This window comes from Mesorhizobium onobrychidis, from assembly GCF_024707545.1.
Taxonomy (GTDB): Bacteria; Pseudomonadota; Alphaproteobacteria; order Rhizobiales; family Rhizobiaceae; genus Mesorhizobium; species Mesorhizobium onobrychidis.
Genome location: NZ_CP062229.1, coordinates 4,386,210 through 4,400,640, shown reverse-complemented (window position 1 = coordinate 4,400,640; position 14,431 = coordinate 4,386,210). Strand labels below are relative to the sequence as shown.

At 62.0% G+C, this 14,431-nt stretch carries 14 protein-coding genes and 1 pseudogene; 9 read left to right on the top strand and 6 right to left on the bottom strand.

Annotated elements, in window-relative coordinates:
* Positions 1-86: 86 nt before the first annotated feature.
* A pseudogene (locus IHQ72_RS21835) lies at positions 87-203 on the bottom strand (proline iminopeptidase-family hydrolase); the annotation flags it as partial.
* 112 nt (positions 204-315) lie between these two features.
* Positions 316-1,077 carry a LuxR family transcriptional regulator gene (locus IHQ72_RS21830; RefSeq protein ID WP_258117172.1) on the bottom strand — a complete coding sequence of 254 codons (762 nt, stop codon included), beginning with the start codon at positions 1,075-1,077 and terminating at the stop codon, positions 316-318.
* A gap of 116 nt (positions 1,078-1,193) precedes the next feature.
* Between IHQ72_RS21830 and IHQ72_RS21825 the strand changes: the two genes are divergently transcribed.
* The 5 genes from IHQ72_RS21825 to IHQ72_RS21805 are packed head-to-tail and all read left to right on the top strand — an operon-like array spanning position 1,194 to position 7,141.
* Positions 1,194-2,084 carry a proline iminopeptidase-family hydrolase gene (locus IHQ72_RS21825; RefSeq protein ID WP_258117171.1) on the top strand — a complete coding sequence of 297 codons (891 nt, stop codon included), beginning with the start codon at positions 1,194-1,196 and terminating at the stop codon, positions 2,082-2,084.
* Between the two features lie 51 nt (positions 2,085-2,135).
* The gene (locus IHQ72_RS21820) at positions 2,136-3,074 is read left to right on the top strand and encodes an ABC transporter permease (RefSeq protein ID WP_095491566.1); all 939 of its coding nucleotides are present in this window, start codon (positions 2,136-2,138) and stop codon (positions 3,072-3,074) included.
* Positions 3,071-3,919, top strand: coding sequence for an ABC transporter permease (locus IHQ72_RS21815; RefSeq protein ID WP_258117167.1), 849 nt, complete (start codon positions 3,071-3,073; stop codon positions 3,917-3,919). Before IHQ72_RS21820 ends, IHQ72_RS21815 begins: the two co-directional genes overlap by 4 nt.
* A gap of 26 nt (positions 3,920-3,945) precedes the next feature.
* Positions 3,946-5,592: a dipeptide ABC transporter ATP-binding protein gene (locus tag IHQ72_RS21810; protein WP_441338653.1), complete on the top strand. Its 1,647-nt coding sequence runs from the start codon at positions 3,946-3,948 to the stop codon at positions 5,590-5,592.
* 49 nt (positions 5,593-5,641) lie between these two features.
* Positions 5,642-7,141, top strand: a complete 1,500-nt coding sequence (locus tag IHQ72_RS21805; RefSeq protein WP_258117163.1) for an ABC transporter substrate-binding protein — start codon at positions 5,642-5,644, stop codon at positions 7,139-7,141.
* Positions 7,142-7,418: 277 nt separating this feature from the next.
* On the opposite strand, the gene IHQ72_RS21800 is transcribed toward IHQ72_RS21805, so the two are convergent.
* A complete protein-coding gene (locus IHQ72_RS21800) occupies positions 7,419-7,697 on the bottom strand; it encodes a hypothetical protein (RefSeq protein WP_258117161.1) in 279 nt (92 codons plus the stop codon).
* 786 nt (positions 7,698-8,483) lie between these two features.
* Here IHQ72_RS21800 and IHQ72_RS21795 point away from each other — a divergent pair.
* The 4 genes from IHQ72_RS21795 to IHQ72_RS21780 all read left to right on the top strand — a co-directional run bounded on the left by IHQ72_RS21795 (position 8,484) and on the right by IHQ72_RS21780 (position 12,644).
* On the top strand, positions 8,484-10,070 hold the full coding sequence (locus IHQ72_RS21795) for an adenylate/guanylate cyclase domain-containing protein (protein ID WP_258117160.1): 1,587 nt from the start codon (positions 8,484-8,486) through the stop codon (positions 10,068-10,070).
* Positions 10,071-10,245: 175 nt separating this feature from the next.
* Complete coding sequence (locus tag IHQ72_RS21790; RefSeq protein WP_258117159.1) at positions 10,246-10,794, top strand: ParB/Srx family N-terminal domain-containing protein; 549 nt, start codon at positions 10,246-10,248, stop codon at positions 10,792-10,794.
* Positions 10,784-11,410, top strand: coding sequence for a hypothetical protein (locus IHQ72_RS21785; RefSeq protein ID WP_258117158.1), 627 nt, complete (start codon positions 10,784-10,786; stop codon positions 11,408-11,410). Before IHQ72_RS21790 ends, IHQ72_RS21785 begins: the two co-directional genes overlap by 11 nt.
* Positions 11,394-12,644, top strand: coding sequence for a hypothetical protein (locus IHQ72_RS21780; protein WP_258117157.1), 1,251 nt, complete (start codon positions 11,394-11,396; stop codon positions 12,642-12,644). The genes IHQ72_RS21785 and IHQ72_RS21780 overlap by 17 nt, the downstream gene beginning before the upstream one ends.
* Here IHQ72_RS21780 and IHQ72_RS21775 read toward each other — a convergent pair.
* Genes IHQ72_RS21775 through IHQ72_RS21765 form a run of 3 tightly spaced genes read right to left on the bottom strand, consistent with a single transcriptional unit; the run spans position 12,625 to position 14,281 of the window.
* Complete coding sequence (locus tag IHQ72_RS21775) at positions 12,625-13,182, bottom strand: hypothetical protein (RefSeq protein WP_258117156.1); 558 nt, start codon at positions 13,180-13,182, stop codon at positions 12,625-12,627. The genes IHQ72_RS21780 and IHQ72_RS21775 overlap by 20 nt on opposite strands.
* Entirely contained in the window at positions 13,158-13,751 is a 594-nt protein-coding gene (locus IHQ72_RS21770; protein ID WP_258117155.1) for a hypothetical protein, read from the bottom strand. Before IHQ72_RS21770 ends, IHQ72_RS21775 begins: the two co-directional genes overlap by 25 nt.
* The gene (locus tag IHQ72_RS21765) at positions 13,748-14,281 is read right to left on the bottom strand and encodes a hypothetical protein (protein ID WP_258117154.1); all 534 of its coding nucleotides are present in this window, start codon (positions 14,279-14,281) and stop codon (positions 13,748-13,750) included. The genes IHQ72_RS21770 and IHQ72_RS21765 overlap by 4 nt, the downstream gene beginning before the upstream one ends.
* Between the last annotated feature and the right edge of the window lie 150 nt (positions 14,282-14,431).

Sequence of the window (14,431 nt, the reverse complement as noted above, 5' to 3'; positions counted from 1 at the left end):
ACGCCGCTGACAAGTTGCGGACTGTCATGGGTGCTGATTTCACGATACAGCCGCTTCTCAACAAGAACAAAGCGGTTTCCTCGCCGGTCAAAACTCCCGTCGACATCGTCGTGGCCGCAGCCTGGTCCCCCATGGGCGACAACCAGGGGGAGCCTCGGCGAATCCAGGTTGCCGGTGATGCGGTACCAAGTGCGGTAGCCGCGAACGCGACATGGCCTTCCTTCGCTTCCGGCACGACGGCTCTCCTCGTTGCGGCGAGCATCATAGGGCGAGCCTGTCAGAGGGGCAGCTATGAAAAGTGATAGGGTCTTTTCGTCAGTTGTCGAGCAGGCGGAAATGCGCGGCGCGAACGACGGCCTGCGTGCGGTTCCTGGCGCCCAGCTTCCTGGCGGCGGCGGTGAGGTGCATGACGACCGTAGGAATCGAGCGCCCGATGACGCGCGAGATCTCCTTGGCAGAGAGGCCATGAGCCGAATGGCGGAGACACTCGCGCTCGCGCTCAGTCAAGGACGGCAGGAGCGGACTGAGAGCCGATCGGTCGTAGAGAGCGTAGGCCGTGTCGTGGAAGACATGCGCCAGCAAGCTAAAGCGCGCGATGGTTCCCGCATCCCGATCTACCATCTCGTCCGCGCCGAGGCGGATGCCAGTAACCGTGGCATAGCCGCCGCGCGGCATGTGGATAGGGATCGTGACGCCGCTAGTGAGGTCGCGCTCGCGCAGATAGCGCGCAACGGGTTCCGTAGTCTCGTCGAGGAGCGCGCCTATCTCGGTGTCGATCTCCTTGTCGTAGCTCCAGGCGAACGGGGTGGAGCTGCGCGCCGCCACGATCTGCACCGGATCGATGCGGAAGTAACCTCGATCGCACCAATAGTCGCGCATGTCGTCATCGATGTTACGCAGCTTGAGCATCGACGGGATCATGATAGCGCCGTCGAGATCGTACGGGATGGGCGTGTAGTCGTAGACCAGCGCGTCGTAGCCTAGAGCGGACAGGGCGGCGAACGCCTCGTCGATGCATTCGTCCAAGGTGCCATGGCGAGTGAAACGCCGCCTGATCGTTGTGATTTCGTCCAGCATGAGCTCTTCCGCCGACATCCTCCCGGACCCACCCTATCACTTCTTATAGCTGACGCACTCCCAACGTTTCGCTTAAAGTATGAGCATGCCTAAAAGCTGTGCATTCGGAGCGTATCATGTGGCGTGAGATGGCGGCCGACGATCGCATCGAGGTAAATGTCGACGGCTTTAAGGTCGTCGCCTACAGCTTCGGCTCCAGCACCGAGACGGTGTTCTGCCTCAACGGCGGGCCTGGCCTGGCTTGCGACTACCTTCGCGAATCGCACTCCTGCCTGGTAGACCAGGGATACAGGGTCGTGGCGTTCGACCAGCTTGGCACCGGCGCCTCCGACCGGCCGACGGACACCTCGTTGTGGACTATCGCGCGCTACGTCGAGGAGACCGAGACGGTTCGCAAGACACTGGGACTCGGCAAGGTACACATGCTGGGTCATTCCTGGGGCGGCTGGCTGGCGATCGACTATGCGCTTGCCTACCAGGAGAACCTGCAGACGTTGATCCTCGAGGATACCGTCGCCGACATGCCGCATCTTGTTCTGGAACTGGAACGCCTGCGCGCCTCGCTGGGACCCGAGACCGTATCGATGATGCAGAAGCACGAGGCGCAGGGAACCTACGATCATCCGGAATACGTGGCGGCGGTGACGATCCTCAACTACCGCCATGTCTGCCGCCTGCCCGAATGGCCGGCGCCGGTGCGCCGCTCGCTCGACGACTGGAACATGGGACCCTACGCGACCATGCAAGGTCCGAACGAGTTTCTCTACATCGGCAATCTCAAGGACTGGAACCGGGTGCCCGACCTGCCCAGGATCAAGGTGCCGGTGCTGATCACGCATGGCGAGCACGACGAACTGACACCAGCCTGTGGTCTGCGCATGAAGCTTGGCCTGCCGCAGTCGGAGTTGCACATCATCCCGAATGCGAGTCACATGCCCTTCTACGAGAACCCAGCTGCATACTATCCGATCCTTTCGGGGTTCCTCTCGCGCAACAAGGCAGGCTGATGCAGGCGGAATGCAGGGGGAAGGGAGCGGACGGGGAAACACCTCAGGGCCATGCACCGCTATAAGTTCGTTCTATACCGTCCGCTTCAGTTCCTGCCGGTGCTGTTCGGCATCAGCGTGATCACGTTCATCCTTGTCCGGCTGATCCCCGGCGACCCCGCTCGCGTTCTGCTCGGCACCCGCGCCACCCCCGAAGCGATCGCCCGCATCCGCGCGCAGTACGGCCTCGATGAGCCCATGCTCGCCCAGTATTTCTACTTCCTGCGCAACCTCGCCGACGGCGAGATGGGACGCTCGATCCTCTACAAGATCGATGTGCTGAAGCTGATCGCCACGCGCATCGAGCCCACTCTGACGCTGGTGCTTTGCAGCGTTGTGCTGTCGGTATTGATCGCCGTGCCGGTGGCGGCGATCGCGGCGCGCAATCAGGGCAGGCTGGCGGACCAAGTTATCCGCATCGTTTCCACCTTCGGCATCGGCTTCCCGCCCTTCTGGCTCGGCCTGATGCTGATCATCCTGTTCAGCGTCGAACTCGCCATTCTCCCGGTGTCCGGTTACGGCAACACGCTTTCTGAAAAGCTTGCACATCTCGTGCTGCCGAGCCTCACTGTCTCGCTGTCGCTGTCGACCGTTCTGGCGCGCAGCTTGCGTGCGGCGATGGTCGAAGGCTTGAAGTCCGACGTGGCGACTGCCGCGCGCGCGCGCGGCATGCCGGAGAGCATCGTGTTCTGGCGCCACGTGCTGCCAAATTCGTTGGTGCCGACCGTCAACCTTCTCGCCGTAAACATAGGTTGGCTGATAGGCGGCACCGTCGTGGTGGAGACCGTATTCGCGCTGCCCGGCATGGGCCAGCTGCTGGTGCGCGCCATCTTCTCGCGCGACTACATGGTCGTGCAGGGCGTGGCGATGGTCTTCGCCTGCGCCACCGTGCTGATCAACTTCCTGGCTGACATCGTCACGGTGGCTCTCGATCCGAGGGTGAAGCTGTGAGCGAGCCCTTGGCCGCGCCCGCGCTCGGCAGGAAGGGCCGCTTTCGCCGCCGCGGTACGCTGGCGGCCGGCGTCTTCCTGCTTGGGGCGTTCGTCTTCCTCGCGCTCGGCGCGCCGCTGATCGCGCCCTACGATCCGATCGCCCAGGACGCGACAGCACGGCTCCAGGGGCCGTCCTGGCTGCACCCGTTCGGGACCGACAATTTCGGCCGCGACATCCTCTCGCGCGTCATCTGGGGTACGCGCATCGACCTCAAGATCGCCGTCATCGGCGTTATCTTCCCCTTTCTCATCGGCACCACGCTGGGTACGGTAGCCGGCTTCTTCGGCGGGATAGTCGACGCCATCTTCATGCGGCTGGTCGACGTCATCTTGGCCTTCCCGTTCCTGGTATTGATGCTGTCGATCATTGCGATCCTGGGGCCTGGCCTGGCCAGTTTTTACATCGCCATAGCCCTCGTCGGCTGGGTTTCCTACGCGCGGCTCATCCGCGCCCAGATGCTCGTGCTCAAGAACCACGACTACGCGGTTGCGGCGGTCAGCCTCGGCTTCAGCCGCATGCGCATCATGTTCCGTCACCTCCTGCCCAATGCCGCTGCCGGCTCGGTCGTCTTCGCGATGTCCGACGCGGTCCTCGTCCTGCTGAATGGCGCGGCCATTAGCTATCTCGGGCTGGGCGTGCAGCCGCCAGTCGCGGAGTGGGGCGTGATGGTGGCGGAAGGCCAAGCCTTCGTCACCACCGCCTGGTGGATTACACTGTTCCCGGGGCTTGCGATCGTGACGCTCGCCTTCGCCTTCAGCATGATCGGCGACGGGCTGGCCGATTTGTTCGGGGTTCACGAGTGATCGCGGCGCTGCTCAAGGTCACCGACCTGACGGTCGTCCATGACGGTGACGGCGGGGAGCGTACCCTGCTTGATGCCGTGTCGCTCGATCTCGCCCCGGGAGAAGTGCTCGGGCTGGTCGGCGAGAGCGGGTCGGGCAAGAGCCTGCTCTGCCGCTCACTCGTTAGGCTGCTGCCATCGAGCCGGCTCAGGATCAGCGGTGGCTCGATCACTCTTTCCGGGCGTGAGCTGACGACCGCGCCGGAAGCCGAGATGCTCGCGGTGCGCGGCGGTGAAATCGGCATGATCTTTCAGAATCCGAGCAGCCATCTCGACCCGGTCATGAGGATCGGCGACCAGATCACCGAGGGCATCCGCTTTCACCAGCGGCTGGACGCCAAGGCGGCGCGCGCCGCGGCGGTGGATATCCTCGCCCAGGTCGGGTTTCCGGATCCGGCTCGGCAATACGATAGCTACCCGCACGAATTCTCCGGCGGCATGCGCCAGCGCGCCATGATCGGCGCGGCGCTATCGAGCAATCCCAGGATCCTGATCGCCGACGAGCCGACGACGGCACTCGACGTGACGATACAGGCGCAGATCCTGCGGCTTCTGATGGACATCCGCGCCAGGCGTGGACTCTCGGTGATCCTGGTCACCCACGATCTCGGCATCGTCGCCCAAGTCTGCGACCGCATCGCGGTGATGTGGCAAGGTCGACTGGTGGAGATTGGAGAGAAGCGCGGTCTGCTTGCGGCGCCGGCGCATGCCTACACCCGTTCGCTGATCACCAGTCATCCCTCCCTGCCGGAGGAGGACATGCCGGCAAAGGCTGAGAAGCTCCGGGCACCCGGAGCGGTGCCGGTGGTCGACATCGAGAAGCTGCACGTGCGCTTCGCCACGGGCGGCCTGTTCCGGCGAGGCGCGGTTGATGCCGTCAATGGGGTCACACTCCGTGTCATGCCGGGCGAAACGGTCGGCATTGTCGGCGAATCCGGAAGCGGCAAGAGCACTCTGGCGCGCGCCGTCCTTGGACTTACGCCGGTCTCGTCAGGCACGATACGGTTCGATGGTACGGACATCGCATCGGGTCGCGCAGTCCTCGGCATGCTGCGACGTCAAACCGCCATGGTTTTCCAGGACCCCTACAACGCCCTCAATCCTCATCTTACCGTTGGCAAGATGCTGGCGGAGGTCCTGCGGGTACAGGGCAAGATCGAGACCGCGCAAATTCCGGCACGCTGCGGCGAACTGCTCGACCTGGTCGGCTTGGGGCGCGCGTTCCTCGACCGCAAGCCGCGCTCGATGAGCGGCGGCCAATGCCAGCGGGCCGGCATAGCGCGCGCGCTCGCTGTCGACCCGAAACTTATCATTGCGGACGAGTGCGTGGCCGCCCTCGACGTCACCATCCAGGCGCAGATCGTGGAGTTGTTCCGCGAACTGGTGGAACGTATGTCGCTCACGCTGATATTTATCGCCCACGATCTCGCAATCGTTCGCAATCTCTGCCAGCGTGTTGTGGTGATGCACCGCGGCGTGATCGTCGAGGAAGGTCGGTCGGAGGAAGTGTTCTCCCGGCCGAAGCATGCCTACACCGCCGCACTGATTGCCGCCGTTCCGCATATCGATCCGGACAAGCCGCTGCTTGCTCCCTCGAAGATGGCGACCCCGCAGGCCGACGGGGTCGCAAACTGAAACCAACGGCAAAACAAAAAGGGGAATACCGATGTTAAGAAGCAAATGGATGCGCATCGGCTTGGTCACCGTTATGACCAGCCTGTCCCTGGGGGCGACGCTCGCAGAAGCCGCCGGCGTACTCACGATTGGCCGGCGCGAAGACTCGACCACCTTCGATCCGATCAAGACCGCCCAGAACATCGACCTGTGGGTGTTCGCCAACGTCTATGACGTGCTGATCCGCGTCGACAAGACGGGCACCAAGCTGGAGCCCGGTCTCGCCGAGAGTTGGGAGGTCAGTCCGGACGGCCTCACCTATACGCTCAAGCTGCGCGACGCGAAGTTCTCGGACGGCTCCGACCTGACGGCCGACGACGTGGTGTTCAGCCTCACCCGCATCAGGGATGACGAGGGCTCGCTATGGGCGGATCCTTTCAAGGTGATGGATACGGTCGAGGCAACCGATCCAAAGACCGTCACGATCAAACTCAAGCAGGCGACCGCGCCTTTCCTGGCGACGCTGGCCTTCCCGATCGCCTCGGTTCTTTCCAAGAAGGGCTTCGAGACGCTCGGTCCGGAGAAATATGCCGAAACACCCATCGGCTCTGGCGCCTTCACCATCACGGAATGGAGGCGCGGCGACCGTGTCATCCTGGCGAAAAATCCGCATTTCTGGGAGGCCGATCGTGTCAGCCTCGACGGCATCGAGTGGATCTCCGTGCCGGACGATAACACCCGCATGCTGAACGTGCAGGCCGGCCAGCTCGACACCGCGATCTTTGTGCCGTTCTCACGCGTCGCCGAACTGCAGAAGGATTCCAACCTCACCGTCCATCTCGACCCGTCGACCCGCGAGGATCACCTGCTGATTAACCACGAGCATGGCGCGCTGGCGAAGAAGGAGGTGCGGCAGGCCCTCGACATGGCCATCGACGAGCAGGCTGTGGTCGACACGGTGACGTTCGGCTACGGCGAGGTCGCAAACTCCTACGTCCCGAAGGGCGCACTCTATTACTACGCCGACAATCTGAAGCGGCCCTACGATCCGGAAAAGGCCAAGCAGATGCTGGCCGACGCCGGGGCCTCGGACCTGACGCTCAACTACGTCGTGCGGGCCGGCGACGAGATCGTCGAGCAGACGGCCGTGCTGCTGCAGCAGCAGCTCGCCAAAGCCGGAGTCACCGTCAACATCCAGAAGGTCGACCCGAGCCAGGAATGGGACATGCTGGTGGCCGGCGACTATGACATCTGTGTCGGCTACTGGACCAACGACATCCTCGACCCAGACCAGAAGACCACCTTCGTTCTCGGCCACGACGCGAACATGAATTACATGACCCGCTACAACAACGAGAAGGTCAAGGAGCTGGTCGCGGCGGCGCGCATCGAGATGGATCCGGCCAAGCGCGAGCAAATGTACACTGATCTGCAGAAGATGGCCAAAGAGGACGTCAACTGGATCGATCTGTACTACAGCCCGTTCATCAACGTCTCGCGTAATAACATCGAGAACTTCTACCAGAATCCGCTGGGCCGGTTCTTTCTGGAAGACGTGGTCAAGAACTAGACTTGTGAACGAAGCCACGGAACGCCGCTCTGCGGCGTTCCGCCCAGCCCTGACAGCACGTTTGCGTGCCGCCCGTCTCACCGCGCGTCGTTTGGTAGGTGAGCGATCTGCTGCTGTCGCTACTTCCGCTTTCTGACAGTTCCGCGCTGATTGCGGACGGTCCGCACTCGGCCCCACACAGGTCGTTCCATAACAGCGGCTTGAAGGACCGCTCATGGCGCAGCCGCGACCTCCAGAGTGGTCGCCAACAATGTCTGCTTTCAGTCAGTGGGAACGGTCACCTCAATGGTCGATATGCGGCGCAAAGCGGACCTAACATACCAGCGCCCTTTGTGCGTGCCATTGCGCCCGGTACCGGCTGAAGTAGATCAGCGGTGGTCATCGTGGCGGGTTGGCGCCCGTCGAGGACCGTCTCGACGATTGCCGGAGAAAGCAGCATCAGTTGCAAGAGACGATTGACGTAGGAGTGACTGATTGTTTCTGCCTTGGCGGCGCATTGCTCCTGGCCAACCGGCGCGACGATCAGCTTGCGCCCTCCCCGCTTGCGAAGCGTCAACGGAACCTTCAATTGTGATGATGCTTGCGTTGCCGTTGACCTCAGCATCGGACATCACGCGGCGCTCCTGACATCCTGACGCTGGTTGAGATCGACCGCAAGACCGGCCAACTCTTGGTGCGTAGGCGGATGGAAAGGCTGTCCACCGTCACGTCCACGCGTTCGGCCAGCAGCTGGACGCTTTCCAACGAGAGCACTCCCAGCCTCGGCGTTAGCTTACTGAATGATCTGAAGGAGCTTTTCGGGAGCCGAGAAGTTCTGGCCACTGACTCCATCCTTGTGGCTTTGCAGAACACGGATGAATCCCGTGGATGGACGTGAAAGGCAAGCCGCTAACTCCCAATGGGTTCATGTTTCAACGCTGTCCCCTGTCCCATACCCCTAGAGAGTCGGACAGTGGCTTTGAGCGTTCCTTCTCCAAGCGTGAGAACAGTCCGCAGTTGGCCGGGCGCCGAAGGATACGCTTCGCGGGACACTTTCTTTTCCGACGCGCTCTCCGGCCGCAGAAGTCTCAACCTTGCCAAAGTGAACTTCTGACCCCTGAGCGGTTATCGCGGAGCGCATTCCGGGCCACAACCGACTTTGCGACATCCCCTTCACTGATTCACTGCCCGTCTAGCGCCAGAAATGCGAAATCCGCTGTGACGGTGGGGGCTTAGCAACAACCGCTCAAGGTCGGTCCGTCGTTGCAGGGCTGACGTGTTTTCATCGAGCCAAGACTGACGCTAGTACCGTGCCGGGAATGAGCTATAATTCAGATACTAATGACGGCCGGGCGCTTGGACGATGGCTGGACTGGGTGAACAGATTGCGCGTCAGCAGCGCACCATGGGACCGCTCCTGGTGGCGGCAGTGGTCCTCGGCCTTATAGGTCTGCCCGTCGCAGCCTGGCTCGACCTCCGAGACCTGTCGGAACGGATGCTGCGCACTCAAGCCAGCGAAATCAGCCGGATCATCGACGAAATGCGCGGATTCTACGGCAGCGACGTCGTGGGACGCGTGCTGCAAGCAGACGACGCCGTGACCGCGACGCACAACTACCGGGACGTGCCAGGTGCGATCCCTATTCCAGCAACCCTCTCGATCGAACTCGGCAAGCGCATCAGCGCTCACGACGGGTCCGTCAAATATCGGTTCGTCTCGGATCTACCTTTCAAAGGTCGCGACCCCCACCAGCTCGATATATTCGAGCGGAATGCAATCTTTGCTTTGCGCGCCAACCCGAGGGAGCCGATCATCGAAGTCTCGGGTTCGCTGTTTGACCGGCACGTCCGCGCCGCGGCCCCTGTTGTAATGGGACAAGTCTGCGTGACCTGCCATAACTCACACCCGGACAGCCCCAAGACGGACTGGAAGGTAGGGGATGTCCGAGGGATCCAGGAGATATCAGTCAATCAGCCTATCGCTGCGAACGTCCTCACCTTCAAGTATCTGCTCCTATATTTCGGCTTCGCTGCGGCGGCGGGCCTGACGTTCATTCTCCTGCAGCGTCGGCAGTCCGCCTTGGTTCAGGGCATCAATAAGGAGCTTTCCGAGGCAAACGACTTCCTGGCCGCGATTTCATTGAAGATCGCCAAATATCTCTCGCCTCAAATTTACAAAAGCATCTTCAGCGGCCAGAAGGACGTCACCATCGCCACCGAGCGCAAGAAGCTCACGATCTTTTTCTCCGACGTCAAGGATTTCACCGCGATCGTGGAACGGCTCCAGCCCGAGGACCTGACGGTTCTCCTCAACGAGTACTTCACCGAGATGTCGACGATCGCGCTCAAACACGGCGCCACCGTCGACAAGTTCATCGGCGACGCGCTTCTTGTGTTCTTCGGAGACCCCGAGACGCAAGGCATCGAGGACGACGCGAGAGCCTGCTTGCGCATGGCTGTCGACATGCAGCGTCGGCTGGAGCAGTTGAACAGGGTGTGGCGTGACCGCGGAGTTGAACGGCCCTTCCGAACTCGCATGGGCATCAACACGGGCTATTGCAATGTTGGGAATTTCGGTTCCGATGATCGGATGGATTACACGATCATCGGAGCCGAAGCGAACTTGGCGGCCCGTCTGCAGTCGATTGCCGAGCCCGGCGGCATCTGCCTCAGCTATGAGACTTACGCGCTCGTCCGCGACCTTGTCCGGGCGCGTCCGTTAGCACCAATTGCCATGAAGGGGATCAGCCGGGAGGTTGTCCCCTACGAAGTCGAGGGCCTCCTGGGTGAACTTGCCCAGCGCCCTCAGGTCATCAGCGAGCACGCGACTGGCCTCGACTTGTTCCTCGATGTTGAGGCAATCGACGAGAACGGGGTCGAGCGGGCGAAGAAAAGACTTTCGGAGGCGCTCCTGGCCTTAACTATCCGAAGCAAGCCCGCCGCTTTATAAATTTGAAGCGGCGGGACCGGCGCAGGACTCCCCGTTGCATGGGCCGATCGAAGTTCTTCGCAAAGAATCGTTCTCCCACGAAGAACAGCAGAGATTACAGACACATAGCGGCCCTGCTATAATCGGGACTTGAAGCAGGCGGATGGCCGATGAGCCTGCACGGAAAGGAACTCCGATGCAGGTGGACCACGGCGATGAAGCCCTTATCGTTTTCGCGCTTGTGGCGGATGGGGCTGCTATCTCTCCGCCTGCTGTCGGTCAAATCGGCGGCGTCGAGAATGCTCCTCCTCTCCTCGCAGTGGAGTACCGTCCTGCCGCGGCTCTGATCCCTTACGCGAAGAACGCCCGCACCCACTCCGATGCCCAGGTGGCGCAGATCGCCGCCTCGATCCGGGAATTCGGCTGGACGAACCCGGTCCTGGTCGACGGCGCGAACGGTATCATAGCTGGCCACGGCCGCCTCCTGGCAGCGAGAAAGCTCGGCTTGCAGCAAGTACCCGTTATCGAACTCCTTGGCCTGAGCGAGGCGCAGAAAAGAGCCTTGGTCATAGCCGACAACAAGCTGGCGCTCAATGCCGGCTGGGACACCGAGCTGCTGGGTCTCGAACTGGCCGACCTGGGCGAGCTTGGCTTCAATCTGTCCCTCACCGGCTTCGACGATTTGGAAATTGCCGCCCTGACCAACATTGGTAAACCTGGCCTTACCGATCCAGATGCGTGCTGACCCGCCGGAGCAGCCAACCACCCTCCCGGGCGATGTCTGGACGCTCGGCAAGCATCGGCTGATTTGCGGCGACAGCACCAATGCGAAGGATGTCGAGCGCGTTCTCGCCGGAGTGATGCCGCATCTGCTGGTCACAGACCCGCCTTTTGGCGTCAGCTACGATCCGGCTTGGCGCGTGAGGCTCGGCATCCCCGCAGAAGGTTTGGCAACCGGAACGGTCCTGAATGACAACCGGTCTGATTGGCGCGAGGCATGGGCGCTGTTCCCCGGAGACGTGATGTACGTGTGGCATGCGGCCGTCATAGGTCAGGCAGCCGGCTGCTTGACGGCAAAACCGATCCTTTCCTCGGCGAGGATGGCGACAAGGTTGCGCACAAAGAAATCAGCATGCTCGGTGCTGACCTCAACGCGCGCGGCCCGTCAGGCCCGTCGGGTCAAGCCCGGAAAAGCGGATGAGGTAAACTTGCGTTACCTACGATCAAATTCAACCCCAGGTGGTTTGAATTTTGACGCAACGGCCTACAGGAATGGAGGAGGATCGTCTGGCGAACGCGGTCTTAAAGTCCGGGACCGGAGTCACGAAAGCCACCCGACGCGCGATGACCACGACGATTGACGACATATACCGGCCGCTGGCGTTAACCGCGCGGTTGCTTGCCCAGTGCTGGCCGCAGCTGTTGCTTGTCGGCTGCCTCGGTGTGATCGCTCATGATCTGCTGCTTCAGGGCGCCGTGAGGATCGGCCTCCAATTCCCGTTAGGCGGGATGGTCATACTGTCGCTGGTGGTTCTCGCTAAGCTGACGGTACTGGTCATAATGTTCGTGGTACTCCGGCCGCACATGCCGGCGGTCGCGGCACTGAGACAAAAAGCGAAAAAGCAAGCGGACGAAACAAAACGCGAGCCGATCCTGGCGATTACCGCGGCCGCGATCCTGCCGTTCTTCGCCTACTATGCCGCCTGGGGTTTCCTTGGCGATACGGTTCGCGAATATTCGCGCATGGCGCTGGCCCAGGCCGATCTCGGCAAGAGCGTCGACATCTTCGCCATTCTTCAGTCAAGCGGCGTGGTCCTGTCGATCGTCATATGCTGGCTGGTGCGTTTTGCCGCCAAGCGACTGAATGCGCGCGCCTCTCACCCGTACTGGCGGCTACTGATCGTGGCGACGGACGCAACTTGGGTCTTCATCGGTCTCTACGCGCTCGGCGTATGGAAAGACCAGCTCATCCGCTGGCTTGGCGCAGGCGCCGCGCTGCAACAGCTCAGCCTCGATTTGCTTGCGCCGATAACTTCGGCGGCTGCGGCCGGCCAGTTCGTTCCCGTGGAATTCCGGCCGCTTCCCTTCGGCGAGCAGCTTCAGAATCTTTTCTTTTTCGCGTTGCTGCCGATTGTCTGGCTGGTGATGGCGGCGATCATCAACGGCTATGAACTTTCCGCGCCGGCCGCTCCCGGTCCTGCGCCCTCGCGCGCGACCTCCTGGCGGAAGTGGCTCAAGGATTTCACGGCTCACTTCGTTGGCGGCTACCGCAGCCGCTACTCGCCGGTCTGGACTTGCCTCAAGCTGACGCTCAGTGCCGGACTTGCCACGCTTGTCACCTTCGTCATCGCCTATCAGGCCATCTCGTGGGCCGGCGCCTGGATATGGTATGGCCTGACAAGGCTGATCGGAGCGCATGATCTCGGGACCGGGCAGATCTTCGCCGATACCATCAGCCTGTTCATCGGCAGCCCAAGCGAACTCGACGGAGGAATCCTGCTCGACGCGGTCCGGGTCGCGCTGCTTGCGGCCGTGCTCGAGACTGCAGTCGCCATGGCCGGCGAGGCGCGTGGCATCAGGTCCGCGGCTCGCTGACGCTGAGAAAATTCGGCAGCGCCGAGTAGAGGGCAATCGATAGCGTGAGGCTGCTCGCCGCAGGCGGGATCGAAAAGCTGGCAGCCATCCGTGCCGGTTTGCCGGGTTCGGTCGCCGCGAACGCCATGCCGCCACACAGGGACCGTTGTTGGGCCTCCGGATATTGCTTCCTGACCACCGGATCGGCAAATAGGGTTGGCCGCCATTCGCGACCGCTTCCGTCGGAAAGCCGCACCTCGCATGGAACGGCGCCGAGCGCTTTCGGGTCAGCAGCGAGAGCTTCGAATTCGGCAAGGACGACGGCGCTCCCCTCGCTGCCTGCCAGTCTGGTGAGGCGCGTCACGGTCCAGCTTGCGCCGGCATAATCGATCGGTCGCCCCAACATCCCAGATACCGGCTGGCGCAAATGTTGGGAGCGCCAGTCCTTGATGCTTCCCCACGTCTGCGCGGTGAGCGCGGCAGGCAGTGCAACCGCCAGCGCCATCATGCTTAGCCAATAGCCTCGCCGCGTTGTCACCTTGGCGGGAGAACTGTCCATGGCGGCCTTTCTTCGTTGCGGCGGATGGTGACCGCGGGCTCGATGTCTTTACCGGAAACGTTGGTGGTGACGCGGATCTCATCGTCGAGCGGCAGCAATTTTGTGCGTGCGACCACGACGGTCCCGCCGGCGACGGCATCCTCCGGCACTTCGAACACCAGAAGGACGCGGCGTGGGAGGCCGGGCTGGTAGACATCGCCCGGCATCAATTCGATCGTCGCCGGCACCCGGTCGGTCAGGACATAACGGACGCCGCCGCGGCTCAGCCACTCGCCCGATGTGAGACCCAAGGACTCGAATTTCGCCTCGGCCTCGCCTTCGGCCACAATCCATACGCCGGAAGTCGTGTAGGTCTTTGACTTCCCGAAGGTCTCGACGTTGAGAACACGCGCCACCCTGGCGCTGTCCAGCGAAAGCGCGAAGGCGCTGGCCTCCACACGCTTGTTCATGCCGCCCGAAGAGACGATCGGCGATGTAATGTCGCTGTACAGCGGACGCGTATGCTGCATGCCGTAGAGCACGGCGGCAGCGAACAGTAGCGCAAGCGCCGAACGCACTATGCGCATCATAGCGCCTTCTCCACCGGCAGATCGACCGTCGCAACGGGATCACGGTCGTACCACCCGCTTGCGCCGTAAAGATTGTCGCGCAGCTTGTAGATCTGGCCGGTGACGGTGACCGTCACCTTGTCCGGCACGGGCACACCGGCCGGCCACTCCCAGGCCATCGTCAGGCGTTCCGGCATGTTGGGATTGAAGTATCCCGCCAGATACTTGTCGCGATCGAGATAAACCGTCGGCATCGGCAGCTTTTGCGCCGGCGCGCTGAGCGTGACGACGCGGTAGAGCACGTTGTTCGGTGTGGCGGAACGGTTCACCACATCCAGATCCACCATCACAAGCTGTACGGGTTGCGATGTGGGAACGCCTGTCGGCGGCACTGTTCCGACACGTGCCGTTCGCAACGTCACAAACCAGCGACCGGTATCGATCTGCTGGCCCGCTTGCACAACCGGCACCTTTGGCGGATGGGCAGCTTCGTAGAGCGTCATCGAAAACGAGATTGCCGATGCGGCCAGCCCGCCCAGGCCTGCAATCAAAAAAGCATACAGCCTTTGCCGTACTGTCGTTCGTGTCTGTTCCGTCATGCGCGGTGCGGTATGCGATGGTCCTCAAGCCAGCCTTATACGATGCGAGCTACGCCATCGGACAATAATTGTTACATCGTTTAAACAGTAGCGCTGTCATCT

Coding starts and splice junctions, on each gene's coding strand:
- IHQ72_RS21830 (WP_258117172.1), bottom strand. CDS start 1,077: ATGCTGGACGAAATCACAACGATCAGGCGGCGTTTCACTCGCCATGGC.
- IHQ72_RS21825 (WP_258117171.1), top strand. CDS start 1,194: ATGTGGCGTGAGATGGCGGCCGACGATCGCATCGAGGTAAATGTCGAC.
- IHQ72_RS21820 (WP_095491566.1), top strand. CDS start 2,136: ATGCACCGCTATAAGTTCGTTCTATACCGTCCGCTTCAGTTCCTGCCG.
- IHQ72_RS21805 (WP_258117163.1), top strand. CDS start 5,642: ATGCGCATCGGCTTGGTCACCGTTATGACCAGCCTGTCCCTGGGGGCG.
- IHQ72_RS21795 (WP_258117160.1), top strand. CDS start 8,484: ATGGCTGGACTGGGTGAACAGATTGCGCGTCAGCAGCGCACCATGGGA.
- IHQ72_RS21790 (WP_258117159.1), top strand. CDS start 10,246: ATGCAGGTGGACCACGGCGATGAAGCCCTTATCGTTTTCGCGCTTGTG.
- IHQ72_RS21785 (WP_258117158.1), top strand. CDS start 10,784: ATGCGTGCTGACCCGCCGGAGCAGCCAACCACCCTCCCGGGCGATGTC.
- IHQ72_RS21780 (WP_258117157.1), top strand. CDS start 11,394: ATGACCACGACGATTGACGACATATACCGGCCGCTGGCGTTAACCGCG.
- IHQ72_RS21775 (WP_258117156.1), bottom strand. CDS start 13,182: ATGGACAGTTCTCCCGCCAAGGTGACAACGCGGCGAGGCTATTGGCTA.
- IHQ72_RS21770 (WP_258117155.1), bottom strand. CDS start 13,751: ATGATGCGCATAGTGCGTTCGGCGCTTGCGCTACTGTTCGCTGCCGCC.